Source organism: Roseibium aggregatum, assembly GCF_017309185.1.
In the GTDB taxonomy this organism is placed as follows: domain Bacteria; phylum Pseudomonadota; class Alphaproteobacteria; order Rhizobiales; family Stappiaceae; genus Roseibium; species Roseibium aggregatum_B.
On sequence record NZ_JAEKJZ010000001.1, the window covers coordinates 2,569,816 to 2,593,827 of the forward strand.

The 24,012-nt window shown below is 58.8% G+C and carries 24 protein-coding genes and 1 tRNA gene; 6 read left to right on the forward strand and 19 right to left on the reverse strand.

Features of this window, described 5'->3' with window-relative positions:
- Nucleotides 1-23 precede the first annotated feature (23 nt).
- The 5 genes from JF539_RS11185 to JF539_RS11205 form a co-directional block, all read right to left on the reverse strand.
- On the reverse strand, nucleotides 24-473 hold the full coding sequence (locus tag JF539_RS11185; protein ID WP_207140464.1) for a GNAT family N-acetyltransferase: 450 nt from the start codon (nucleotides 471-473) through the stop codon (nucleotides 24-26).
- Between the two features lie 4 nt (nucleotides 474-477).
- Entirely contained in the window at nucleotides 478-921 is a 444-nt protein-coding gene (locus JF539_RS11190; protein WP_207140465.1) for a PaaI family thioesterase, read from the reverse strand.
- Nucleotides 921-1,322, reverse strand: coding sequence for a MerR family transcriptional regulator (locus JF539_RS11195; protein ID WP_207140466.1), 402 nt, complete (start codon nucleotides 1,320-1,322; stop codon nucleotides 921-923). Before JF539_RS11195 ends, JF539_RS11190 begins: the two co-directional genes overlap by 1 nt.
- A gap of 88 nt (nucleotides 1,323-1,410) precedes the next feature.
- Entirely contained in the window at nucleotides 1,411-2,034 is a 624-nt protein-coding gene (locus JF539_RS11200) for a GH25 family lysozyme (RefSeq protein WP_236042366.1), read from the reverse strand.
- 144 nt (nucleotides 2,035-2,178) lie between these two features.
- A complete protein-coding gene (locus tag JF539_RS11205; protein WP_207140468.1) occupies nucleotides 2,179-2,601 on the reverse strand; it encodes a VOC family protein in 423 nt (140 codons plus the stop codon).
- A gap of 188 nt (nucleotides 2,602-2,789) precedes the next feature.
- On the opposite strand from JF539_RS11205, the gene JF539_RS11210 reads away from it, so the two are divergent.
- The gene (locus JF539_RS11210; RefSeq protein WP_207140469.1) at nucleotides 2,790-4,664 is read left to right on the forward strand and encodes a tetratricopeptide repeat protein; all 1,875 of its coding nucleotides are present in this window, start codon (nucleotides 2,790-2,792) and stop codon (nucleotides 4,662-4,664) included.
- A gap of 51 nt (nucleotides 4,665-4,715) precedes the next feature.
- On the opposite strand, the gene JF539_RS11215 is transcribed toward JF539_RS11210, so the two are convergent.
- Nucleotides 4,716-5,141, reverse strand: coding sequence for an organic hydroperoxide resistance protein (locus JF539_RS11215; RefSeq protein ID WP_207140470.1), 426 nt, complete (start codon nucleotides 5,139-5,141; stop codon nucleotides 4,716-4,718).
- 148 nt (nucleotides 5,142-5,289) lie between these two features.
- Here JF539_RS11215 and JF539_RS27680 point away from each other — a divergent pair, with 148 nt between their 5' ends.
- Entirely contained in the window at nucleotides 5,290-6,000 is a 711-nt protein-coding gene (locus JF539_RS27680; RefSeq protein WP_207140471.1) for a MarR family winged helix-turn-helix transcriptional regulator, read from the forward strand.
- A gap of 60 nt (nucleotides 6,001-6,060) precedes the next feature.
- Here JF539_RS27680 and JF539_RS11225 read toward each other — a convergent pair whose 3' ends face one another.
- On the reverse strand, nucleotides 6,061-6,657 hold the full coding sequence (locus tag JF539_RS11225) for a TetR/AcrR family transcriptional regulator (RefSeq protein WP_207140472.1): 597 nt from the start codon (nucleotides 6,655-6,657) through the stop codon (nucleotides 6,061-6,063).
- Between the two features lie 49 nt (nucleotides 6,658-6,706).
- Here JF539_RS11225 and JF539_RS11230 point away from each other — a divergent pair, with 49 nt between their 5' ends.
- A complete protein-coding gene (locus JF539_RS11230) occupies nucleotides 6,707-7,147 on the forward strand; it encodes a DUF1330 domain-containing protein (RefSeq protein ID WP_207140473.1) in 441 nt (146 codons plus the stop codon).
- Nucleotides 7,148-7,231: 84 nt separating this feature from the next.
- Here the strand turns inward: JF539_RS11230 and mgtE are convergent, their stop codons facing one another.
- From mgtE to JF539_RS11255, 5 genes are all read right to left on the reverse strand, one after another.
- Nucleotides 7,232-8,650 carry a magnesium transporter gene (gene mgtE / locus JF539_RS11235; RefSeq protein ID WP_207140474.1) on the reverse strand — a complete coding sequence of 473 codons (1,419 nt, stop codon included), beginning with the start codon at nucleotides 8,648-8,650 and terminating at the stop codon, nucleotides 7,232-7,234.
- A gap of 602 nt (nucleotides 8,651-9,252) precedes the next feature.
- Entirely contained in the window at nucleotides 9,253-12,012 is a 2,760-nt protein-coding gene (locus JF539_RS11240) for a DEAD/DEAH box helicase family protein (RefSeq protein ID WP_207140475.1), read from the reverse strand.
- Between the two features lie 43 nt (nucleotides 12,013-12,055).
- Entirely contained in the window at nucleotides 12,056-12,628 is a 573-nt protein-coding gene (locus JF539_RS11245; protein ID WP_207140476.1) for a hypothetical protein, read from the reverse strand.
- A gap of 172 nt (nucleotides 12,629-12,800) precedes the next feature.
- Nucleotides 12,801-12,887: transfer RNA gene (locus tag JF539_RS11250), tRNA-Leu, on the reverse strand.
- A gap of 134 nt (nucleotides 12,888-13,021) precedes the next feature.
- The gene (locus JF539_RS11255) at nucleotides 13,022-13,288 is read right to left on the reverse strand and encodes a FliM/FliN family flagellar motor switch protein (RefSeq protein WP_207140477.1); all 267 of its coding nucleotides are present in this window, start codon (nucleotides 13,286-13,288) and stop codon (nucleotides 13,022-13,024) included.
- 96 nt (nucleotides 13,289-13,384) lie between these two features.
- Here JF539_RS11255 and lipB point away from each other — a divergent pair, with 96 nt between their 5' ends.
- Nucleotides 13,385-14,101 (forward strand): lipoyl(octanoyl) transferase LipB, encoded by a 717-nt coding sequence (lipB, locus tag JF539_RS11260; RefSeq protein ID WP_207140478.1) that lies wholly within the window; start codon nucleotides 13,385-13,387, stop codon nucleotides 14,099-14,101.
- 12 nt (nucleotides 14,102-14,113) lie between these two features.
- Here lipB and JF539_RS11265 read toward each other — a convergent pair whose 3' ends face one another.
- The 7 genes from JF539_RS11265 to JF539_RS11295 form a co-directional block, all read right to left on the reverse strand.
- Complete coding sequence (locus tag JF539_RS11265; RefSeq protein ID WP_207140479.1) at nucleotides 14,114-14,989, reverse strand: NAD-dependent epimerase/dehydratase family protein; 876 nt, start codon at nucleotides 14,987-14,989, stop codon at nucleotides 14,114-14,116.
- On the reverse strand, nucleotides 14,989-15,846 hold the full coding sequence (locus tag JF539_RS11270; protein ID WP_207140480.1) for a glycosyltransferase: 858 nt from the start codon (nucleotides 15,844-15,846) through the stop codon (nucleotides 14,989-14,991). The genes JF539_RS11265 and JF539_RS11270 overlap by 1 nt, the downstream gene beginning before the upstream one ends.
- Nucleotides 15,847-15,855: 9 nt before the next feature.
- Nucleotides 15,856-17,076 (reverse strand): NAD-dependent epimerase/dehydratase family protein, encoded by a 1,221-nt coding sequence (locus JF539_RS11275; RefSeq protein ID WP_207140481.1) that lies wholly within the window; start codon nucleotides 17,074-17,076, stop codon nucleotides 15,856-15,858.
- A 133-nt stretch (nucleotides 17,077-17,209) separates the two neighbouring features.
- Nucleotides 17,210-17,497, reverse strand: coding sequence for an acylphosphatase (locus JF539_RS11280; protein WP_207140482.1), 288 nt, complete (start codon nucleotides 17,495-17,497; stop codon nucleotides 17,210-17,212).
- Nucleotides 17,498-17,567: 70 nt separating this feature from the next.
- Nucleotides 17,568-18,734 carry an ATP-binding protein gene (locus JF539_RS11285; protein ID WP_207140483.1) on the reverse strand — a complete coding sequence of 389 codons (1,167 nt, stop codon included), beginning with the start codon at nucleotides 18,732-18,734 and terminating at the stop codon, nucleotides 17,568-17,570.
- Nucleotides 18,724-19,539, reverse strand: coding sequence for an RNA ligase family protein (locus JF539_RS11290; protein ID WP_207140484.1), 816 nt, complete (start codon nucleotides 19,537-19,539; stop codon nucleotides 18,724-18,726). Before JF539_RS11290 ends, JF539_RS11285 begins: the two co-directional genes overlap by 11 nt.
- Before the next feature lie 430 nt (nucleotides 19,540-19,969).
- The gene (locus JF539_RS11295; RefSeq protein WP_209017096.1) at nucleotides 19,970-21,259 is read right to left on the reverse strand and encodes a sensor domain-containing diguanylate cyclase; all 1,290 of its coding nucleotides are present in this window, start codon (nucleotides 21,257-21,259) and stop codon (nucleotides 19,970-19,972) included.
- Nucleotides 21,260-21,624: 365 nt separating this feature from the next.
- Here JF539_RS11295 and JF539_RS11300 point away from each other — a divergent pair, with 365 nt between their 5' ends.
- Together JF539_RS11300 and JF539_RS11305 are read left to right on the forward strand one after the other, a co-directional pair.
- Nucleotides 21,625-22,281 (forward strand): lipoyl protein ligase domain-containing protein, encoded by a 657-nt coding sequence (locus tag JF539_RS11300; RefSeq protein ID WP_209017097.1) that lies wholly within the window; start codon nucleotides 21,625-21,627, stop codon nucleotides 22,279-22,281.
- 493 nt (nucleotides 22,282-22,774) lie between these two features.
- A complete protein-coding gene (locus tag JF539_RS11305; protein ID WP_207140485.1) occupies nucleotides 22,775-23,932 on the forward strand; it encodes an alpha-hydroxy acid oxidase in 1,158 nt (385 codons plus the stop codon).
- The last annotated feature ends 80 nt before the right edge of the window (nucleotides 23,933-24,012 follow it).

A 24,012-nucleotide genomic window follows, 5' to 3' on the forward strand; every position in this document is an offset into this window, starting at 1 on the left:
TGCTCCTCCCGGCCCCTTGAGATTCAGGGGCGATCGTACCGCACAAAGTCACTCAAAACGCCGATCCGGTCATAGAGAAGCCGGGCGCGTTCATTGTAATGATGGGTATGCCAATAGACCTTGCCGCTGGCGTCCGGCTTCGCGTCGGCGGCCGCATAAACGGCCTCGATCAGCTTGCGGCCGGCTCCTCCGCCACGTGCAAGTTCGCTGACATAAAGATCTTCCAGGTAACACGTCGCCTGCGTCGACCATGTGCTCGCATGGAAAAGGTAATGCACGAAACCGACAAGCCGTCCGTCCTGTTCGGCCACAAGCCCGTCATGCCCTTTCGTTTCGGACAACAGCCTGTCAAACAGTGTTTCTGTGACTTCTCCAGGCAGCTCCTGCTTGTAGAATTCCAGGTATCCCCGCCAGAGGGCCAGCCATTCCGCTTTGTCGGACGGGCGCAAGTCCCTGATGGTCACGTCCGTCATCGGATCAGTCCTTCATTCCCGAGACGCTCATCAGCGTGAAAAGTCCGGTCGCGACATGCACCTGTTCGGCGTCACCGAGACCGTAGACATCGGCCTTGGCAATGGTCAGGGTCCGTCCCGGTTTCACCACCCTGCCGCGCGCGATCAGGACCGGCTGCCTGGCCGGGTTGAGCAGGTTGATCTTGTATTCGCTGGTCAGCACGCCGAAGCCTTCCGCGAACAGGCTGAGTGCCGCGTAGCCCGCCGCGCTGTCGGCGATCGACGACGTGGCGCCGGCATGGAAGAAGCCGTGCTGCTGGGTGAGTTCGGGGCAAAGTTTCAGCTCCAGATCCACCGCCCCTGGCGAAAGATGGACCAGTTCCGCTCCCAGATGGACCATGAACTTCTGGCTGGCAAAACTGGTTCTGACACGGTTCTCCCAATCGGGATCGCGCGGTTCCAAGTTCATCACACTTCCTCCTGCGTCGCGCCCGGAGCGAGTTCGGCCATTCGGGTGCGTGCCCCGGCCTCCACCTCCTCAAGTTCCAGCAGGGTAAGTTCGATGTCCCGCTGCTTTTCCAGAAGCTCTTCACGGCGCGCGGCGATTTTTTTCAACAGCAGCCGCAATTGCCCGGTCTCTCCAGGTGCGCTGTCGTACATCTCTATGATTTCCTTGATTTCATTCAAGGAAAAGCCGAGGCGCTTGCCTCTGAGGATCAGCTTGACGCGGGTCCGGTCCCCCTGGCTGTAAAGACGCTGGCGCCCACGCCGGGTGGGCGAGACCAGCCCCTGCGCCTCATAAAACCGCAAGGTGCGCGTGGTGACATCCAGTTCCCGGGTCAGTTGGGTGATCGTGAAGTACCGCTGCATGCCCTCTCCTTTTGGCGGGCACAGTTCAGCCTTTTTACGTTTAAGTCAATACGTCTTTGTTTTTATTTTATTTACAGATGATTAGCAATCACTCAACCAGATCCTCGACCGCTATGCCGGGGCCAAGAACATTCAGATCAACGCTGCCGGAGATTCCCTCGACCGATCCCTGATGATGGTATTGCCAGATCGTCCAATCCCTGGCGTAGGAAGGCGACCGCCAGATGGAACGGGTCCACAGACGCCGGTTCAGGCCCTGGTCCTTCAGATAGGCAACGAAAAAATCCTTCGGTGCGTAAAAAATCACCTGCCGACCCCTGGCCTGTTCGACCTGCGCGGCGAAATCGCTGATCTCCTTGAGTACCTCCGTCACCTGCGGGCGCCGTGCGCAATTGCCCGTGAACTCGAGATCGACCATGGGGGCCAGCATCCGGCTGTCTTGCGGCAGCACGCTCAGGAAGTTTTCCGCCTGCTCGAGCCCCGGTTTACACAAGCTGAAAAAATGATAGGCGCCCCGGGCAATTCCGGCAGCGCCGGCTCCCGCCCAATTGCGGGCAAAGGCGCCATCCTTGAAGTCGCCTCCCTCACTTGCCTTGATATAGGCAAAGGCAACATCGTCGCCGGCAACCGTCGGCCAATCGATCTCTCCTTGATGATGAGACACATCGATACCGCGGATCGGAAATTCGTCCCGGTCAGGTTCCCAGTTCATGAAGAAATACGCCGCTCCGGCAATCGATATCACTCCGCCGACCACAATATAAAATATGGTCCGCAAAACCGCTTGCAAGAAATTCATTTCACCACCCGAACAGTTCCGAAGGCAAATCTTAAAATAGCCGGAACATGTTAATATTCAGGTTAGGAAGTTTGGCCAGAGAGGTGCAGCGGCCAGTTCCAGAACATTGCCGTCCGGATCGTTGAAATAAAGACTGGTTCCCCCTGCCGGCCAAACCACTTCGCTGATGATTTCGACCTTCTCGCGGGACAGGAAATCGCGCCAGGGCTGCACCTGGTCCGCGGGGATCTTGAACGCGAAATGACTATGCCCCGACGTGTCATGGCCCGGCACCATGCCTCCCGGCGTCTCGACATCCTCACCGGTGTGACCGCGATGGAACACAAGCAGCACCTGAGACGGCCCCGCGTCATAGGCATAGAGCCGGTCGCCGGCGACCATGCGTGTCAGGCCAAGCACGCCTGAATAAAAGGCATGTGCCAATTCCATGTCATCGACATAGACCGCCGTTTCGAGAATTCCCCCCAGATTTGGCCGCATGCCACCCCCCCCTTTGTCAAACACGCCCCGCGAAAGCGGTTGGCTCAAGGCATCAGGTCCGCACCAGCTTCCCAACCTAGCATGCCGGAAGGACGACCCGGATCACAATCCCGGTCCCCGTTCGGACACTCCTCTGCCAGGCCGGTCTTCGCGCAGCGCAAGACCCCGGAAACCACGGACAGGACAGCGTGCAATATCAGACGGTACCGAAAACAGACGCTCAACCGCTTCAACTCAAGATCAAGGAAGGCATGACCTGCCTGCAGACGAAGCAGTACGACAAGGCCGCGGCAATCTACAAGTCCGTGGTCAAGAAACTGCCCAAGTCGCCGGAACTGCAAAACCTTCTGGGAACCGCCTATCAAGGCCAGCAGAGATACGGCAAGGCAGCCGATTGCTTCAGGAAGTCCCTGAAACTGACAGGGCAGAACAGCGCCACCCTGATAAGCTTGGCCCGTTGCCAGTTTCTTGCCGGCGAGAGCGCCGAAAAGGTCCTCGACACGCTGGATGCGGCAGTTGCGCTCGATCCCGAGCGCATGGAAACCGTCGCGCTTAAAGTCGACGTGATGGTCAAGGCCGGCCGCTACGCCGACGCCTTCGAACTCATCAAGCGCCATGCCGCGACCGACACCCCAGACATCGTCTTCCTGAGATACTGCGTCAGTGCGTTTGCGAAGGTCGAGCAGCGCAAAGCCGCCTGCGCCTTCCTGAACCGGATGATCGAACTCGACCCGGACACGGTTACCCATTACGCGGACCGGGCATGGCTGAGAATATCAGACGAGGATTATTTCACCTGCTTTGACGAACTATCCCAGGCGCTGCTCAGGTTTCCGGCGGACCTGAACCTGTCCCTCCTGTTCTCGGAGCTTCTGCTGAGACTGTCCAGGCACCACGAAGCCCTGAAATACATCGAGTACTACACGAAAAACGTGCCCGACAGCGGCATGGGCCATCTGATCCACGCGCATATTCTGAACCAGCTCGAACGCTATGACGAAGCTTACGATGCAATCGTCTTGGCCGAAGAACATCGCGCGGAGAAAGCGGAACAACTCAAATGGATCAAGTCCAACATTGAACTCGCACGCGGCAATCTGAAGGAAGGCTGGGAACTCCACCCGGCCCGCTTCCACGAAAAGGGAGCGAAGTGGTGGGACTACCCGGCCCCCTTGTGGAACGGCGAAGACCTGACGGACAAGGCGATCCTGATCTGGTCGGACCAGGGGCTGGGAGACACGATTAAATCGACGACGATGCTATCGGACCTGAAACAGATGGCCGGCAAGGTCATCCTTGAAACAAATCCGCGCTTCGTTCCGTTTTTCTCACAGGCCCTGGAAGGCATTGAGTGCCGGCGCATCGGCGGTTCCCCGGGGCAGAACTCCGCGCCGCAGGATGATCCGGACCGGGACTATGACTTCGTCTCCAACACCACCGACATCGCCCGGTTTCTGCGCCCCTCCCTGGCAAGTTTCGACAAGCTTCGCTGCCCGTCCATCCGTTTCGACAGGGAAAAAAGCCTAGGCTTCATGGAGCGTTTACCCGGGGCGGCCGACAAGCCTGTCATCGGTCTGTGCTGGCGGTCCAAGAAGATGGAGGCCTACCGGGCGCGCTACTACATGACCGCGGAGCAAATGTGCGCGATCGTGGAAAGCGAGGACGCGGTGTTCCTCAATCTTCAGTATCTCGCCCACCCTCCGGAACTCAAGGCGCTGTCATCCGTGCCAGGACGCGCGTTTCATCATTTCGAGGATGTCGATCTTTACAACGATCTCGGTTCCGTGGCGTCGCTGATCGCCATTTGCGACGTCGTCATCTCGGCCAACACCAACATTGCCGACCTGGCGGGTGTGATGGACGTTCCCTGCGTCCGCTTCGGGGGCACCTCCGTGCCCTTGACCCTCGGCAAGGACTACGTCCCGTGGAGTCCCTCCGTCACCTTCGTTCGGGTCGATGAACGGGAGCTTGCTCACCACATGATCCCCACCATCCTGGAAAAGACCCACGGGTACCTGAAAGACGTTTTCCCGCAGGCGAAAAAGAAGCGCCTTGCGATTTAGATCGCCATCAATCAGATAAGGCCCGGCTGTGTAGCCGGACCCTTTTTCCGATCAGGCAATCGACAGTTTCACGTCAATATTGCCGCGAGTTGCGTTGGAATAGGGGCAGACTTCGTGCGCCTTGACCACGAGGTCCTGCGCGACCTCCTTGTCCAGGCCGGGGAGCGAAACCTCCAGCGCGACCTCCAGCCCGAAGCCTCCTTCCGACCGCGGCCCGATGCCAACGGTGGCAACAATGGCCGTATCCGCCGGTACGGCGACCTTTTCCTGACCGCCGACAAACTTCAGCGCTCCGATGAAACAGGCCGCATAGCCTGCCGCGAAGAGTTCCTCCGGGTTGTTGCCCGCCCCACCGGCTCCGCCGAGTTCCTTCGGCGTCGCGAGATCGACCTTCAAGGACCCGCTCAGGGTTTCCGCGACACCGTCGCGGCCACCGGTCGCCTTTGCCTTCGTTTCGTAAACGACATTCACAGCCATCGTTTTCTCCTCTGTCTTCACCAGTTCAACCAACTCACTTTATATCGCTTACGTTAATATCGTGCACGATATAAATATCCACATATGCCGCCGCCGCCAGCTCGTCAACCTCTTGCGATCATATCGTGCACGATTTATAGATTGCGGAATGAGCGAGACAACAGACCAGATGTCCCTACTGGACGCGATCGGTTTTTCCGTGCGCAAGGAAACCGAAAAGGCGAAACAGCCGCCCGAAGTCAAAGGCTCCGGCGCAGCCGCCAAGCCCAGGAGGAAAAAGCCTGCCAGGCAGAACGCACCAGATGTGGAAACAGAAACGGATATCCGGGTTCCGGAACAGGCACCGAGCGCGCCTGAAAGCCGCCAGGAGCCCGCGCTCCCCGCACCCGAAGCCGCCGTTGAAACGGATGAGCTGCCTGAAGGTCCCCTGCCCCTCGACAAGTATCTCTGCTTCGCGCTTTATTCGGCGAACCACGCCATGCACGGCGTCTACAAAGTGCTTCTGAAGGAAATCGGGCTTACCTATCCTCAGTTTCTGGCCATGACCGTTTTGTGGGAGACAAACAACGTTCCAGTCGGTGCGATCACCTCAAAACTGCAGCTCGACACCAACACGCTGACACCGCTTCTGAAGCGTCTGGAAGCCATGGAACTGCTCACGCGAACGCGCAACGTCAAAGACGAGCGCCAGGTGATCCTGAAGCTCACCCGAAAAGGCCGCGCCCTGCAGAAGAAAACCGCCCATTTCGGGAACTGCGTCTTCGGCGCGACCGGCATGCAGCTCGAGGAAGTCGCCGATCTGCAGCGCAAGATCATGAAGCTTCGCGACAATCTGCGGCAAGCGGAGCCAAGCTCCTGAACTGGAGCCCCCTCTCCTTGAGCGTCTTCTTCAAAGAAAGACCGCAGCGTGTGCCGGATTCTATCCGCCGGCCCTCAACAGCGTTTGACAGAGGGTCCGTTTCAGGACGCTTGACGCATCCTGCGTGCTCCAGCGGCAGTCCTCGGTCAGCAGTCCCCACACCTGCACACTGAAGGAAGCCCAGAGAAACTCGGACGCTGTCTGAGCACTCCAGACCGGCTGCAAGGCCCGGTCGTTTTCGAGAGAGCTGGTCAGAACCTTCAGCCAGGCTCTCAAGTCGGACATCCTGTCCTCCCATGCGGCCGAGGCATCTTCATCCGTCTTCCGGAGCCGGATCAAATCGCTCGCGACAGGATAGATTTCCCGCACGAAACATATCCAGACATCGATCGTTACCCTGAGCCGCTCCTCCGGATCCTGCAAATCGAACGCGGTAAAAAGACTGTTCTTGATGTCAAGCCGCTCATCGGCCCGACGGACCAGCGCCAGAATCAGCCCGCCCCGGGACCCGAAATGGTCATAGACCGACTGTCGGCTGACGCCCGCGGCCTTGGCAATTTCCCCCAGCGAAACCTCCGCTCCCTGCTCGGAAATCAGACTCCAGGCCCTGTCCAGAATCTCGTTACGGGTTCGCTGCACCCTGCGCTGACTTGACACGTGTAAAGTTTCTCTTATTTTGACACCTGTCAAGTTATGGAGTTGCCGCATGGACGTCAATCAGCAGATCGCTCAATTCACGGAATGGTATGGCCCCGGAAACGACGGAAATTGCCCAACGGGGTCGCAGTGGACCAGAATATTGAACCGCTCGCCCGAACAGCCGCTCACACTGATCAATTTCTTCAAATTCCGAGGCAAGGCCGCGTATGAGGACAAGACGCCCGAGGTGAGCGGTCAGCAAGCCTTTTCGGACTACGCGGCGGTTAGCCTTCCCGCCATGCAAAGGGCCGGAGGCAAATTTCTTTTTGTAGGTCCCTATCAGGGAATGTTCCTCGGAGACGACGAAGATTGGGATCTTGTCGCTATCGGCGCTTATCCGAACCTCAAGTCTTTCATGGCCCTCTATTCCGACGACCACTACAGACGAGCGTTTCACCACCGCACGGCGGCTTGCGAGCGTCAGAAAGTCATGATTTGCGGAGAATGAAATGAGAGAGAGCCTGAAAAGCACGGAAACGGACACGCGCCCGAACCCCGGTTGTCAGAGCCTCTCCTGCAGTCATGCAACAGCCTAAAAAGGCAGGCCGAACCAGAGCGCGGCAATGCCGAGAAAGGCGAAGAAGCCGACCACGTCCGTAACAGTCGTCACGAACACGCTGGACGCAATTGCCGGATCGACATTGAGTTTGTCCAAAACAATCGGGATCAGCAGCCCCGAAAGACCCGCGAACAGCATGTTGATGACGATCGCACCGCCAATCACCACACCGAGCCCGACGCTTGAGAACCACAACCAGGCGGTCAGACCGATCAACAGGGCCAGGGCCACACCGTTCAGAACGCTCACCAGCACCTCGCGATTGAGCACCCTCATCATGTTTCGGGCGCTCAGTTCCTGGGTCGCGATACCGCGCACGGCCACCGTCATCGTCTGGGTGCCGGCATTGCCGCCCATGGACGCAACGATCGGCATCAGCACCGCAAGCGCGACCATGGCTTCGATCGTGTCCTCGAACAGCGCGATCACCACGGAGGCCAGGACCGCGGTCCCGAGGTTCACCACAAGCCAAGCAAGCCTGGAACGGGCAATGGTGATCACATTGTCGGAAATCTCTTCGTCGCCGACACCGGCAAGCGCGCGCAGGTCCTCTTCCGCCTCTTCCTGGATGACATCGACGATGTCGTCGACCATGAGCACCCCGACCATGCGGTCGTTTTCATCCACGACAGCCGAGGAAACCAGGTTGTAGCGCTCGAACCGTCTTGCGACTTCCTCCTGGTCCTCGGTCGCCAGAACCGCCTGCCGGGTTTCCTCCATGATGGAGGTAACCTTCTCCGCCCGCTTGGTCCGCAGGATCTTGTCCAGATGGACGGACCCGAGCAGCTTGAAGGTCGGATCGACGACATAGATTTCGTAAAAACTGTCGGGAAGGTCCCGGGCCTCGCGCATGTAATCGATGGTCTGTCCCACGGTCCAGAACGGCGCGACCGCGATGAATTCGCTTTGCATGCGCCGCCCGGCGCTTTCTTCCGGATAGTCCAGCGCTTTCCGAAGCTGGGCCCGGTCGGCGTAGGGCAGCTCTTCCAGGATGGCCGCCTGATCGTCCGCGTCGAGATCTTCCAGGATGTAGACGGCATCGTCGGAATCGAGCTCTCCGAGACCCTCCGCGATCACCTCGTTCGGCAAGTCTTCCAGAAGCTGCAGACGAACCGCTTCGTCTGTTTCCGTGAGCGCCGTGTAATCGAATTCGTCGCCAAGAAGGTGGATGAAGGCCGCCCGCTCGTCGGCGGCCAGCGTTTCAAGCAAATCGCCGGTGTCGGCCTCGTGAAGATTGGCGGCAAGCTGCTTCAGGGCAAACTGGTCGCTGGCCTCGATGGCCGTCTCTACGGCTGCGATGAAATCCGGATTGAGACGCTCGTCCTCGTCGCGTACCGGAATCGTTTGCGGATCCGGGGAAACCGTCTTTTCAAGCTCGGTAGCGTCGCTCATACGTCTCCCTCCTTTCCGCACGATATTTCGCCCGGAAAACAGGCCCGGAACGGTTCTCCAGAACTATCCCTTGAAGCGCCAAAGCGCCACAGGAAAAGAAACGCCGGTCCACAGTCTTAGGCACGTTTCCTGAATTCGCGGAGGAAGCCCGTCTGCGGCACGCGCGAGAAAATTCGGCACCTAAGAACCGGGGCACCCTTTCTCTCTGGCAACGCCACGCAAATTCGCAAGGTAATCGCGAGCCTTTACCGGCAGGATGTCCTCGTCGGGCGAGATACATCGTCCTGACTTGCGAAACGCTCGTCGCGCTCGCTCGGTCTTGAGGCAGACGCCGCCCTCCGCAAGTACCTGCTGCTCCACATACCAGAGCTGCTGACAGGTCATGGCTCCGAACCGGCCCGGATCGACGGAAGGGGTCTGCCCACCGGCTGCAAGACAAGTCAGCGCCCAGAAAAACCCCGTCAGGACAAACCGTCCCGTCCTGACCGGCTTAAGCTGGAATACGCTCGCGGAGGTATGCGGGGTCTTCCAGCAAGAAGGCCGTCCGGCTCTGACCCGCGAGGCCCCCAGCCACGCAGGCGCGGGCAAGTCGATCCGGGTTTCTATTGCCATCTTCCCAACCGTTCCGCGACTGCCGCTTCTTCGCTCGCATAGGCCCTGGCACGAGCCCGCAACAGAACCTTCCGCCCTTCCCTGGACCTTGCCGATACCAGAACCGCATCTGAAACCCGGCCGTTCCAGAGCCTGGCGAATACTTCCGCGTCGGCCTTTTTACCCGAGAGGCAGTCCGGCACCGGATGATAGTCCTCCAGAAGCTTGCCGAGCCCCCTGGCACGGCGTAGCAAGATATACTTGGGGTTATCGATCGGGCCGAGAAGCTGCGCAAGACAATCCAGAAACACGGCCCGCTCCTTTGGCTGCGCGCCTTCAAGACTGCAAAGATGGTCCTCATGCAGTTTTTGCACGACCGGTGTCAAATCCGCCAAAGGGCTTTCGAGCTGATCGGTCGCAGCCAGCGCCTCCAGAACCACCCGCGCGATCTGTGACAGGTTCCGGGTCTTGTTTCTGTTCCGAAAAACGAGGGCCGCGGTCCGCAGAGGATTGAATCCGCGCAGGAAGGCCACACCCAATCCCAGCAGAGCCGTCGCTGTCAGGACAACAGCCGAAGTCACCGACACTCCGGAAACCGCCATGCCGGCAACTGGAAGAAGCGCCGCAAGCCCCGAGTACGACAGCGAACGCAGGGGATGGCGATAGACCCACTTTTGCGCCGGTCGGCGGGTGGTCACCATCGGACGCAATCGGGCACCCGGGGTGTCGAGGTACAAGGCACTCTCCCACCGCACGGCAAGCGCCACGCGGTCGGCGCTCCTGGCGAAGGTCGCGCCATTGATCCGTTCCAGCCCCTCCGGTGTCCAACTGACGTTTTCAAAACCGAGCCGGCCGAGACCCGTCTCTATGAAAGGGGGATCGGACACGCTCAGGCCTTCAAAGGCCTTGAAGCGGCGCACCAGCAGATCCCGGTCCTGGCCAAGATCTTCAGGCAGCGCGCCGCGAGGATAACCGGGCCGGCCGCCCGGCAGCTTCACTCCGCCAATCCTGTCGAGGCTATTCAGTGGTCCCTTTGGTTCAGGAAGGGTCACACAGGCCAGGTGCCAGATATTGGCGGTCTTTCGCGGCGCGTTCGGATCCGTTCGGATAGCCCGTCCGCGCATCTGGTTGGAAAGCATGAACGATCCCACCGTGCTTGCCAGCACGAGCGCGTTGATGGAGGGCGCATCCCAGCCTTCGCCGAGAAGAGATTGGGTGCCAACAAGAACCGTGACGCCTCCGCGTTCGAAAACCTCGGTCACCAAACGAACGCTTTCGTGCTGAAAAGCGCCACGCAACTCGATTTCGACATAGTCCGGAGCATGCGACAAAGGGCGCGTGCTGAAGTCCTTTTCAGCGATCCCTTTCGCTGCGGCGGCTTCGCGATAAAGAGGAACCGCCTCCACCGGCAGAACAACAAGAGATCCGGTGAGCACGCCGACCTTGTAAAAATAGTCTCCGTGTTCCCTGAGAACCTCAAACAGCGGTACAACACCGATTTTCACCGGCTCATAGACCCGTTGAGAGGGGGATGGCATCAGATCGCGGTAAATATGGTCGGTCAGAATGACCATGCGCAGCCCAGCGCCAAGATTTGAACTTTCCGCGGCGACAATCGATCTGATGCTTTGTATCTTTCCGAGACTGTTGCGTAGCAGTCGGTCGATCTTGTCCATGTTGGCCAGCATCGGACGGTCGCCGCGAATGCCACCGAACGCCTTGAGATCCGTTTTCAGCCTTTGGTGACAGCCTTTTTCATCGAACCAGTCAGCACCGTCTCCGGTCAGAACTCCGGCAACGAGGCGTTCGAGAAAATCGCGGTTGAGCGCGGGGACATGCTCTTCCTCAAGACCGAAGAGCTGAAGCGCCTCAGCCGGAAGCGTCCGGCCAGCTGCCTTGAGGAAGACCAGCCCGGCCAGGAAGAACCCGGAGTTCTTGAACACCTCCTCCTCATGCTGCAACGGGTCTGCGAACCAGGGCATGCGGGCCATGTTTGACAGAAAACGCTCGTCGTTCAGCAGATTATAGGCGAACCCGTTTACGTTTTCCGCGAAGGCGTCGATAAACCTCGTTTCATCATCGGTGGGAGCGGAAAAACAGACCAGATCCTGATGCGGACACAAATCGCCGGTTTTGATCAACTCCGGGACGGAGATCTCGCAATCGATCGGGCCGCATAGCGCTTCGTAACTATCCCATTCGGAGGCATCAGTGTCGTAGGGCGGGGTCGCCGTCAACGAAACGGTGGTCGCACAGGCTGGCAGCGCTTCGCGAAGACGGACCAGCGAACGTTGCCAGTCCTTTCTAAGGTGATGCGCCTCGTCGAAGACGAGCGTTCCGACACCCTGGTCTTTGAAACGGGTGATCAAATCCAGCCCGGAGAGGTCCCGTTCTTCACCATCCTCTGAAGAGGCATCTCCACTCAAGGCCGCATGAAAGCCCTGATAGGTGACAATCGTCAGCGGCCCGGGGTTGCGTACGTCGAAGGAAATCCAGCTGATGTCAGCATCTTCCGGCAAAAACAACTCAACCAGACGGGCCTTCCACTGGTTGCGGATTGCAAGGGACGGCGCAAAGACGATCGCCGGCCTCCCCAGACGGCGCATGACTTCCAGGCCGAGGACAGTCTTGCCCGACCCGGGCGCGGCAACCACATGCAGTTGCGTGTCCTCCATGTGCCGTTCCAGCTCCTGAAGCACGCGCTTCTGATAACTGCGCCAGTCGTGCTTGAACGCCAGACTTTTCAGGATCGTCTCGAAGCTCAATGTCACCGCCAGCCGCCACCACCCGCAATCGCACCCAAGCGCAATGCCCTCACTCCACGATGCATTCGCGCGGCTGGGTTTCCATGGTCCATTCGGCGACCGGCAGGGACGGAAGTGACGTCTTGAAGGTCTTGCCGTTCAAGTTGCCCTTGCCGGTCAGCAAATTGACGTCGCACTGACCCGCGCCGTTCGGATCCAGCGTATCGTAGTAGCTGTAGGTGTATCCCGCGACGAGGAACTGGTTCTTCCTGTAGGCGATGGTCAGCACCTGTTCCCAGCGATTGCGGCCGATCGCGGAATTCTCCGAGTGAATTTTCAACGATCCGTGTTCGGTCGCTTCCATCCACGGTTCCGTACCGTACATGGCGCCACGCCAGACGAGTCCCCTGGCATAAACCGCCTGCTGCCAACCGTTGCCAGCGTCGGTGAAAATGTAAAGATCGCCGCCATCCTCGCCATCCGCCAGAACGGCCCGGTAGCGAAAAATATCGCCGTCAACCGGAACGGTCTCAACACCGGCGACCGACATGGCCGGGACCATCGCCTGCTGTGCGAGTGCCAGCTGGGAACTCCCCGCAAGTGCAACAAAAGCCATTGAAACAAGAAAGGAAATGGGTCTCATTCCCTGACGCTCCCGATTTGCGCGACAAAACAGCGTGGACCGAATGCTACTAAGCACATTCGCAAGATGACGAACAGAGAGATTTCGAATTGGCCGGAAGCAGGACGGCGCCTGAAAAGCAAAAAAGCCACCCGAAGGCGGCTCTTTTGAACAACGTCTTTCGACTTGAATATGGTGCGGTCGAGAAGACTCGAACTTCCACGGGTTTTACCCCACAGCGACCTCAACGCTGCGCGTCTACCAATTCCGCCACGACCGCATATTCAGTTGCTCCCGGCGCCTGTCAGCGTCGAGGCGCTCCATGTAGCAAAAGGGCTTTCTGGGCGCAAGAGCGGAAATCGGAATAATTCACAGGCACAGGAAATTTCTTACACGCTTCGATTTCGCACGGCTTCAGAGCGGCCCGTCGCTTCGCATCGGTCTCTGGTCCGGCGCACGCATCAGGACTTCCGTGATGGAAATGCCGATCCGTTCGCCAAGCAGCACCACTTGCCCCTTGGCCACGAGCGTGTTGTTGGCATAGATTTTCACGTCGTCGTCTTCCGATACATCGAGGTCGATAACCGCGCCACGTCCCATGCGCAGGAGCTGATGAACCGGCATTTCGGATTCGCCGAGCACGACGGAAATGTCGACATTGATCTCATCAAAGGTGGCCATCAGACGCAACGATCCTTAAATAGGGCAGAACCTGCCAGCGCTGAAGTGTACCACGGCATTGCAAGCCCGCTCAAAAAACAAAGAAGTGTCATCCACATGTCACCTTCCCAAAGAGACGCCCTGGAGTTCAGTTTCCTGCCCAAGGACGGCGCTCCACCGGTCGAATGGCGTATATCCGACGATCTCGTCCCCTACGAGACCGCCCTTGCCGAAATGGACGACCGGGTGCAGGGAATCAGTTCCGGAGAAGCGGGCGAACTGGTCTGGCTGTTGGAACATCCTCCGCTCTACACAGCCGGGACCAGGGCACAAGACAGCGACCTGATCTCTCCGGACCGGTTCCCGGTCTACAAAACCGGACGCGGCGGGCAGCACACCTACCACGGCCCCGGCCAGCGGGTTGCCTACGTCATGCTGGATCTGAAGCGGCGGAAACAGGATGTGCGCGTCTTTGTCTCCGCCCTGGAAGCCTGGCTCATAAATACCCTCTGGCACTACCACATCCGGGGAGAGCGCCGGGAAGACAGGGTCGGTGTCTGGGTACGGCGGCCCGAGCGCAGCCAAACGGCGGAAGACAAGATTGCCGCCATCGGCATCCGACTGCGCAAATGGGTGACCCTTCACGGCATCAGCTTCAATGTCGAACCTGAGCTGGAGCATTTTTCCGGCATCGTTCCCTGCGGTGTCAGCGAACACGGCGTCACCAGTCTGGTCGATCTCGGCATTCCGGTGACGATGGCGGAAAACGACATCGTGTTGAGAGCGGAATTCGAAAAGATTTTCGGGCCGGTTGTTTCGTCAGGCAGCGCGTGACTTGCGGATTCTCTAGGAATGGCCTTTGACTAGGCAGGTCAGAAACGATCTCAATTTCTCGATACCGCCCGGCGTCCACCCAAGCTCTCGAAGTCTTCCGGTGTCCATGACACCTGGCGCCCCCCCGGACCGCTCAGGCAACGGACGGGATATCCCGGCAAGCTCTCCATAAAGTGTCAGCAGATCCCGACGGTCGAGCAGAAGATCCGACACGTTGAACACATTGAAGGCCGGGCGCTTGTCGTGCGGCGTGTTCAGCACCAGCGAGACGGCGGCGGAAAGGTCGTCGCCATGGACTTCCGTTCCCACTCTCGGAGAAATGTCGCCGCCTCGGTCGAAGTCTTTCAGGAGCTCAGACCATTTATGAGCCGTTTCCCCCGGAGGACAGCCGTAAATGCCTGTGGCTCGCAACACGGTTCCCTTGAATTCCGCTCCCGACAGGCCCTTCAGCGCCTCCTCACCTGCAAGCTTCACCCGGCCATAGAGCGTGTCCGGCTCGGGCCGGTCGGTTTCCAGAAGGGTCTCGCCCTTGCGGTGATCGCCATAGACCGACCGGCTGGACAGGAACACCGCGTCCCGGCAGCCGGCATTGCGAGCCGCTTCAAACAGCCGCCGCGTACCGTCCGCATTCAAACGCCGAAAGCGCTCTGGATCGTCCCCTTCCCCGCCCCGGAACCGCCCCGGTTCGTGAAGCAGAGCACAATGGACGAGTGCATCCGACTGCGGCACCACAGGTACGTCGTCACCAAGGTCGAAGGGGTGAAATGCTGTGGGCCAGCCTTGCAGCGGCCGACGCCCCAGGGCCGTCACCGCATGGCCTTGGTCCAGAAGACCTTTCACAATGAACCGCCCGACCGTTCCGCTGGCACCGGTCACCAGAACATGCATCAGGAAGCCTGTTTGACAGACCGCTCGGCCAGCTTGGAACTGTCCTCCGGGATACCGTTCCCGGTGGCGTAGGCCTGCCACAAGTCGATCAACGGCTTGAGTTTCTCGCTCTTGTCGTGGCCAACTTCCCAGGGCTTTTCGTACTGGTAGTGCAGAATATGGATCTGCTCCCAATCCCACAGATCGGGCAGATTGAACCAGACATATTGCAGCATGTTGTAAAAGACCGGCAGGCCGTGCCAATCCGGGAAATAGCTTTGCAGGAACGTCTGGTCAGTGCGCCGCCAGAAGGCATCCGGCTGGTCAAGGCGTGCCAGCATATCCTTGTAGGTGGCCGCGTTCGGGCAAGCGGTGAAGACACCGCTGTTCATCCGGTGAAAATCGACAAGTGATTCATAGACATTCGGCGCGGCGCAGAATTCCGGATAGCCGAAAAGCTTGTCACAATTTTTCAAGACAAGCGCATCCGCGTCAATGAACACGATTTTCTCGTATTCCTCCAGCTGCCACAAACGCAGCTTCACGAAATTGTCCAGAGGCGTATGAAACACGGGCTTGCCGCCCTTGGTGAACGGGGCTGCCGTGTGCAGCCTGCCCCGTTCGTGGCGCTCGTTGAAGGACTCCGATGTCGGCAGGCGTTCGCAGCGCCCCAGCCGGGGCTCGAATTCCCGCAACGCCGCCAGATCTTCGTCTGCCACACCCGGCGTATAGAGCACGACGAGATCAGCTCCCGTTCCGGTCCGGCGCAACGAGCGCAGCAAGGCGCAAGCTCCCGAAACGTAGTCAGGATTCGTGACCAGCGTGACATAGGCGAGCGGGCTCGCCGGTGCCCGGTCGAACTCGGGAGCATCCGTCATGGTGCAGCCTCAGGAAACTGACTTGAGCCGCGGGTGTTCCGGATCGCGCTCGATCTCTTCCGCGATTTCCTTGGTCCAGGCCGAAACGGCAGGCACCCGGCTGCGGTCGACCCGGTAGGCGAAATTTTTCGCGACATCGACGACTTCGCTCAGAAGACCGTCTTCCAACGTGATCGGATTCAGGCCGAGTTCGAGGAACTGCTTGTTTTCCACGACCAGGTCGTTTTCAGGCGCTTCCTTGCGCGGGTTTGGCAGATAAGCGACCTTCGCGCCCGTGAGCTTCGAGATCAACTCCGCCAGATCGCGCACCCGGTGGGTCTCCGTCATCTGGTTGAAGACCTTCACCCGGTCGCCCTTCGCCGGCGGGTTTTGAAGGGCGAGCTCGACGCAGCGCACAGAATCCTGAATGTGGATGAAGGCTCTGGTCTGTCCACCGGTGCCATGCACCGTCAGCGGATAGCCGATGGCCGCCTGGATCAGGAAGCGGTTCAGAACGGTGCCGTAATCGCCGTCATAGTCAAACCGGTTGATGAGCTGCTTGTGGCGCAACGTCTGCTCGGTATGCGTACCCCAGACAATGCCCTGATGGAGGTCGGTAATCCTGAGCCCGTCGTTCTTGGCGTAGAACTGGAACAGAAGCTGATCCAGACACTTCGTCATGTGATAGATCGAGCCCGGATTAGCCGGATAAAGAATTTCCTGTGACGCCTTCTCGCCGCTCAGCGTTTCCACATCGACGCTGAGATAGCCTTCCGGAATAGCCGCCCCCACGTTGGAATAACCGTAGACGCCCATGGTGCCCAGATGGACGAGATGCGCGTCAAGGTCCAGCTCGACCATCGCGTTCAGGAGATTGTGGCTGGCGTTGACGTTGTTGTTGACCGTGTAGTTCTTGTGCTGGTCCGACTTCATCGAATAAGGGGCGGCGCGCTGCTCGGCGAAGTGGACGATGGCATCGGGTCGGTTGTCAGCAAGCCACGCCTTGAAAACCTCGTAGTCCTTGGCGATGTCGATCAGATGGAAATGGATGGTGTTGCCGGTTTCCTGCTTCCAGATACGCACGCGTTCCTGAATGGAATCCATCGGCGTAAGCGACTGGACGCCGAGCTCCGCATCGATCCACCGGCGGCTGAGATTGTCGATCACGTGAATTTCGTGGCCCTGGTCCGACAAATGCAGGGATGTGGGCCAGCCGACAAATCCGTCACCACCGAGTATCGCGATCTTCACAAGCAGTCTCCCTAAACGAAACGGATCAAGACGTTAATCGGGTACCATGGATGAGCAGATTAATGCGATACCTAAATGACAAACGACTTTGATTTTCGCCGCTGCGACAAAGCGGAGCCCGCAACGGCTGGTTTCAGGCGGTCTCAAGGACCGCAAACGAACCTTTCGCCGGATCGACGGGATCAAGATCCCGGATGGCACTGACACGTGCGAAAGCCGGACCCTGCCAAAGCTGATCCATCATGTCCACCACCGTATCGGAGGGGCCGCTCAGAACCGCCTCGACCGCGCCGGTTTTCAGGTTCCTCACCCAGCCTGACAATCCGCGCGCTTCGGCCGCCGAGGCGCACCAGGCTCGGTAACCGACGCCCTGCACCCTGCCTTCTATCAGAACATGTACGGTCAAGGGATCGGTTGTCATCTGTCTCTCCCGATTTGCAACTGTCCGCCGAACTTAAATCGAGAACGGCGGACAGGCAAAGTACCCGTGGTCAATCGCCGCCGCTCCCTTCCACAACCCTGTGAACCGCGTGAGCTTCCCAGTCTCCGGGCGGCTCGAACTTGTTCAAAAGGTTCGCCAGGGCCGTTTCAGGCACCGCCTGGTACCGGTTCCTGTTCTGGGCCAAGAGCCTGTCCGGGTGCGGTTCAAGATAAACAATTTCGATCCGGGCTCCATAGTCGCGCAGCAACCGTATCGGCTTGGCGCGCAGTTGCTCGGTGACATTCGTCGCGTTCCAGACGAAATCCTGCCTTTCCCTCAGGAACCCACGTGCCATTTCATAGGCAGCCTGGACCACCCGCCCCTGATTGCCGGTACCCTTTTCATCGAGTTCTTTTCGGATGGCATCGAGACTGACCACGGGAAGATCCGGCCTGTTGTTCCCGATCCAGGTGTCCTTTCCCGAACCCGGAAGGCCCGACATTATGATGACGTTGCACCTGAAATCCTCGTGGGCCGCGAAATACGGATCCCGGTCCGATCGTTCGAAAAACGCAACGCGGCTCTCGTCATTTGCGAATGCAAAGCTTTCCGAGAGACACTTATTGTCCTCAAAGAGCTGCCGAGCGAGGGCCACATTGTCCAAGATCGAATTCTTGTCACCGCAAATCCGTCCCCGGGCATCCGCCTCCGCATGCAGGCAAAGCAGGTCCGGCCGGCACTTCCAGGATGTCTTGATCGCCAGCCGGTCACACTCCTCGCGCTCGATCAGCCAGAAAGGCAGCTGATGACCGGAGATCAGCCCGCAGATCTGCTCCCGCCACTCGAAGGGCGCTTCCACCTCCCAGAGGAGTTTTCTGGCGATGGCCGCTCCAACCCGGGAGTGTCCCCGGGACGTGATCCGGCCATCTTCCTCGTACCGCGTCGTGGCGGGTTTGCCGATGTCATGGAGCACCGCCGTCCAGAACAGACAGGACTGGTCCGAACGGGAGAGCGCGCGCCAACCCGGCGAGGCAACCAGTTCCTCCACAACCATGCGCGTATGCGTTCCCGCATCTCCTTCGGCATGATGAACGGGATCCTGGAGACAGGTATCGAGCTTAGCAAGCTCCGGCCAAAGGCCCCAGACACCGCCCCAGTCCACGATCCAGCCGGGTGCGGTGGGGACAAGATCCATGAGCCTCTTGAAGGGAACGCGCCTTGAGCCGTCATACTTCATCGTAAGCTCCCTCAAGCCCCAGAACCGGCGCAAAGATGTCCACGTCCGGCGCAAGCTTGTTGGGCAGGACAGGCCGGGAATGCCAGTGCCCCTCCGAAGAGGTTATCGTCTGAAGAAATCCCGATCGGACAAACTTGTAGCGCCCCTGGACCGTCGACGCGTCTTCCTGTTTGACATAGAGCCCTTCCGCCAGATCCGTGTCCTCGGTCTGCCGCCTGACCATTTCGAGCCGGTTCCCGGACGCTTCGGCAGACACGCGCAACGCTTCGCGCCAGTTGGGCGTCTTGTAGAGGGACGGACTAATCAGTCCCTCGACCTGCGCAACCGAGCTCAACTCGCCACGGTGAATGACCGGGACCGGCATGACGGGAAGACCTTTTAGTTTTTCCCGGCGATGGTCGGTGCTCAGGAAGAGCCCGCTCTTCCTGTCATAGATGTCGAACTCCAGAAAGAAGTGCGGCAAGGCGTCGTAATAGACCGTGTGCTTGGCAAAGAGCCACTCGCCATACATGATGTAACGGCTCCCCAGCGCCTGCCATAACCGCGGAGCGTGAACGGAGCCCCAGGTCTTGAGCAGGTCAAAGTGGCGTTCGCGGTAACCTCCGCCGAGAAAATGACCACGACTTTGCAGGCGCAGTCCGCCACTCCGGTCGAAGGACACGGCACAGTTGGCCCCATCGAGTTTTTCTTCGACGACCAGCAATTTCCCGGCGAGATCCGCGATCGGTTGGTCGTCCGGCAAGTCTCCCGCTTGCAGCCGCGACCCCTCCAGGTGCCGCGTGCGCGGGTATTTTGTCAGTTCCATGGTTTTGCTCTTTGCTGTCCGCCATCCACGCACAAACCTTCGATTGCCTTCGCCGGCTCCGATCGAGCGCGACAGGCAGTTTAATTCGGAAATGGACATGGGTGCGGAAATTGCACATGCACCGGCTCAACGCGCATTCAATGCCTATCGACTGAATGTTCGAAGTTGATCGATGTTGCAGCGACCGCGACAACGGTCGCGATGAAAATGGCGATGTGCGAAAAGGCGTTACATTGAACTGGCCGAAACGGTTCGGGATTGCGACGCAGGCTATTTACGCTGCGTCGCCATGCGCGTAAAGCAACGAACGTGTTTCAACTGACGTTTGTTGTCACGGCGATGACATTTTGCAACAAGGCAAGTCGTTCACTCCGGCAAGGCCGTTGGCTCCCGTAATACAACCTTGCCTATTGAGGTCTGTAGGGAGCGTTCAGGCCGTAATGACCCGGTTACGGCCTTCTTCCTTGGCCCGGTAGAGAGCCTGATCGGCGCGAATGATTGCCTGACTCAGCTTTTCTCCGTCACCGACGTCGGCTACGCCGATACTGACCTTCAAGAAGATTTCCAGTCCGTCGAAGTTATAAGGTGAAACATCCACCTTCGCCCGGATGGCATCGGCAATTCGGTAGGCCTTGCGGATATCGCAGTCGTAGAGCAGGCAGAAGAATTCTTCGCCGCCGGCCCGTGCGAAGACGTGCGGTTCCGGCAGTTCCTTTTCGAGTATCCCGACAAGGTGACACAGCGAATTGTCGCCGCACGCATGGCCGAAACGGTCATTGATCTGCTTGAAATGGTCGACATCGACCACGAGAACGGAAAGGTCGATACCTTCCTGCCTGGAGCGGATCTCGATTTCGCCCGCCATCTCGAAGAACTTCCGGCGATTATAGGCATTTGTCAGGTCATCGCGCTCGGCGGCCCGCTTGAGCCGCTCCTCAAGCCTCTTGCGGTCGGTGATATCCAGCATGGCGCCGGCAAGCCCGCTCACTTCGCCTGTAGACTTGTCATGGGTGACCGCCTTGTGAAACGTAACGTTGCGGATGTCGCCGTTCGCATAGCGGACTTCGGCTTCATAGATCTGCACGCCGCCCCGGCTCATCAGCTCCTCGTCGGCGCTTTCATAGATTTTCGCCAGTTCCGGAGGCGCCACATCGTAAACGCTCGAACCGTGCACTTCGTCCGACGGCAGACCGATGTACTCTTCGAAAGCCTTGTTGCAGCCACTGTAAATTCCGGCTCTGTTCTTGAAAAAAATCGGTGACGGCAGATTGTCGATCGCCGCCTGCAGGTTGTTTCGCTCGACCACGGCTTGCCGATGCAACTGGCGAAGGCTGTTTTCCCGATCCACCGCCCTCGTCGCGCGTTTCAACGCCAGAGCAACACCGTCCTTGTCGCTGGCGACAACCACATCGTCCATCCCCATGTCGAGCAGGTTCAGCGAATGCTGAACATCCAGACGGTTCTGGACACATGCGATGAAATGGCAATCGTCACCCAGCAAGGACCTCGCCTCTGCCAGCAAGTCTTCGAACTCGGCCAGTTCAGCTCCTAAGAGGCAGATCTGGAAGGTGCAAATGTCCGAATGCAAAAAGGCGTCGAAAGTCTGCAGGTCGTATCCATCGGGCAGTTCCGGAGATGGATGACCGGACTTCATATAACAACCGATGCCAACCGGCTCCGTGCAGGTTGCCGTTTTGCGTCCGGCGTCCCCAACGTTCATCGCAATCGCCCATATTACCATAATCAAGCGGTGAGTTTGCGCGATACCGTTAAATCTACGGTTAATAGCAGGCTTTTTGTTTTTTCCCGCCAGGAGCTTCGAATGTAAGCCCGCCCCATTGAAATCGCACTGGAATCCATGCTCTCCCGTTGAAACCGAAGGTCCGGACCTCTGAAGCCTCGTCCGTTTCCGCGATGCACAAGCGCACATCGTCGCGAGGCTCGGCGCGAGTATCTGGCAGGGAAACTCCAGGCGGACGACCTCCGGATCACAACGGCCTTCTCAAGGACTGTGTTGTGTTTGCGCCTGGGTTCGGACTAATTGCACTGATCCAACAAGTACTCAGGCAGAACAGAAGGTGACCCTTGATTGATTTCCTGGATGCATCGGAGGCACTTGCCAAAGAGCTGGATCTTCTCGACGATGTCAGCCGGAATCCCGACCGGCGGCATCTCTGGTTCTGGGAGAGCCCCAAATGCCTTGTCGCCCCGAAGAGTTTGAGCAACAAGGCCAACTTTGAACAGGCGTCGAGCGTGCTCGAAGCGGAAGGTTGGCCGGTTAATCTGCGCAGTACCGGTGGGGATGTTACACCGCAGGGCGCGGGCATCGTGAACGTTTCTCATGTCTACGCGACAGAGCCTGGAAAACCGGTCGATCTGAAGCGAGAGTACGACCGGCTGTGCACACCGCTCGAACAGGCGCTCGGCCCCGGTGCAGGCAGGGGCTGGCAACCCGGCGCTTTTTGCGACGGTGAGTTCAATGTTCAGCTGAACAACAGAAAATTCGCCGGAACGGCCATGCGCGTTCGCCGCGGAAAGGCGGACAGAAATAGAAGCGCCATTCTTGCGCACGCAATCATGCTGATCGATCCTGTCTCCACCGACGCAATCGATGCCATAAACCGCTTCTTGTCCCTTTTGGGCGAAGACCGCCGGATAGACGTCCAGGCTCACGCCTGCCTTCCGCGCAACATCTCCAGGCAAGCCTTCGTCGCAACGCTCACTGAAACCTTCTCGAAGTGAGCGGAGCTCCTCCCGGATAGACTGCGTGAGAAATCGCACATGAGGCCGGCAAGTTTCGTGACCAAGGTGACCGCGCAGACACTCTCCGGGACCCTGTTTTTGGCTTCCCGTTTCTCGTCATTGGACCTGCCTCGGCTAACACCGAGAGACAGGCCTTGCTCGGCAGTCATGCAAGACAGTGGCTGCTGCGCCGATGCCCGCAACCGGATGACGAATTGCTCTCGAAAACAAACATCCGGGGTCCTGAACAGCGCTTTGCAACCGAGTCCTATTGGAAAAGCACTTTTTCTTCCCTTGAAAGCCAACGAAGGGATTGAAACCTTCAAAATCGCGTAAGATACTGATTTTTATTTCTTTTACCCCATTCGACTGCGAGTGGAACCCGTCCACGCGCTTTGAAGGGCCTCGATCAGGAAAAAAGTGGCCATTGAAAAATTGGTAAGAAAAATACACCAAAGCACATCTTGGTTGGATTTAGTTTGGGAGAGCTGCTGTGAATCTCGGTGATTGCAATAATTTCAAGGATTTCCGGAGACTCGCCAGCAAGCGGCTTCCCGGTCCCATTTTCAACTACATCGACGGTGCGGCGGACGATGAGGTCACCTACCGGCGGAACACCGAGGCTTACGACAGTTGCGACCTCGTGCCGAACGTGCTCGCGGGGGTCGAGACTGTCGACATGAGCGTCGAAGTCATGGGGCAGAAGCTGGACATGCCGCTATACTGCGCTCCGACCGCGTTGCAGCGGCTCTTCCATCACGATGGCGAACGCGCGGTGGCGCGTGCTGCGAGCAAGTTCGGCACCATGTTCGGCGTGTCATCCCTTGCGACCGTGACGGTCGAGGAAATCGCCCAGATCGCAAGTTCCCCGAAGATGTTCCAGTTCTACTTTCACAAGGACCGTGGCCTGAACGATGCCTTGCTGGAACGGGCGCGGGACGCGAACTTCGAGGTGATGGCGCTGACGGTTGACACGATCACGGGCGGCAACCGGGAACGGGACCTCAGAACAGGCTTCACCTCGCCGCCCAAGCTTACGCTCGGCTCTCTCCTGAGTTTCGCAATGCATCCGATGTGGGCCTGGAACTTCTACACCAAGCCCAAATTCGACATGCCTCACTTGTCCGGCTACGTCAGCGAAGGCACCAATGTTGCCGTTTCCGTCGGAAACTACTTCTCGACGATGCTGGATCAGTCCATGAACTGGAAGGATGCGGAAGAGCTCTGCGCCAGGTGGAACGGCCAATTTGCGCTCAAGGGCATCATGAGCGTCGAAGACGCCAAGCGCGCCGTCGACATAGGGTGCACCGGCATCATGGTTTCCAACCATGGCGGCAGACAACTTGACGGCTCGCGCAGTCCGTTCGATCAGCTTGCCGAAATCGTCGATGCGGTCGGCGACAAGATCGACGTCATCTGTGAAGGCGGAATTCAGCGGGGCACACACGTGCTCAAGGCGCTCTCGGTCGGTGCGAAAGCCTGTTCAGGAGGCCGGCTTTACCTCTACGCCCTGGCCGCTGCGGGCCAGGCTGGTGTCGAGCGCGCTCTGGGCAACCTGAGAACCGAAATAGAACGCGACATGAAGCTGATGGGCATCACCAGTCTCGACCAGCTCAGCCGCGACAATCTTCGCTTCCGCAATCCGGCCTGACCGACAACCGGGACCGGATCGCATTGCCGGCGGCATCGGGTGCGGACAGGGGTACGGTCGATCGTGGCGAACAGCTTGCC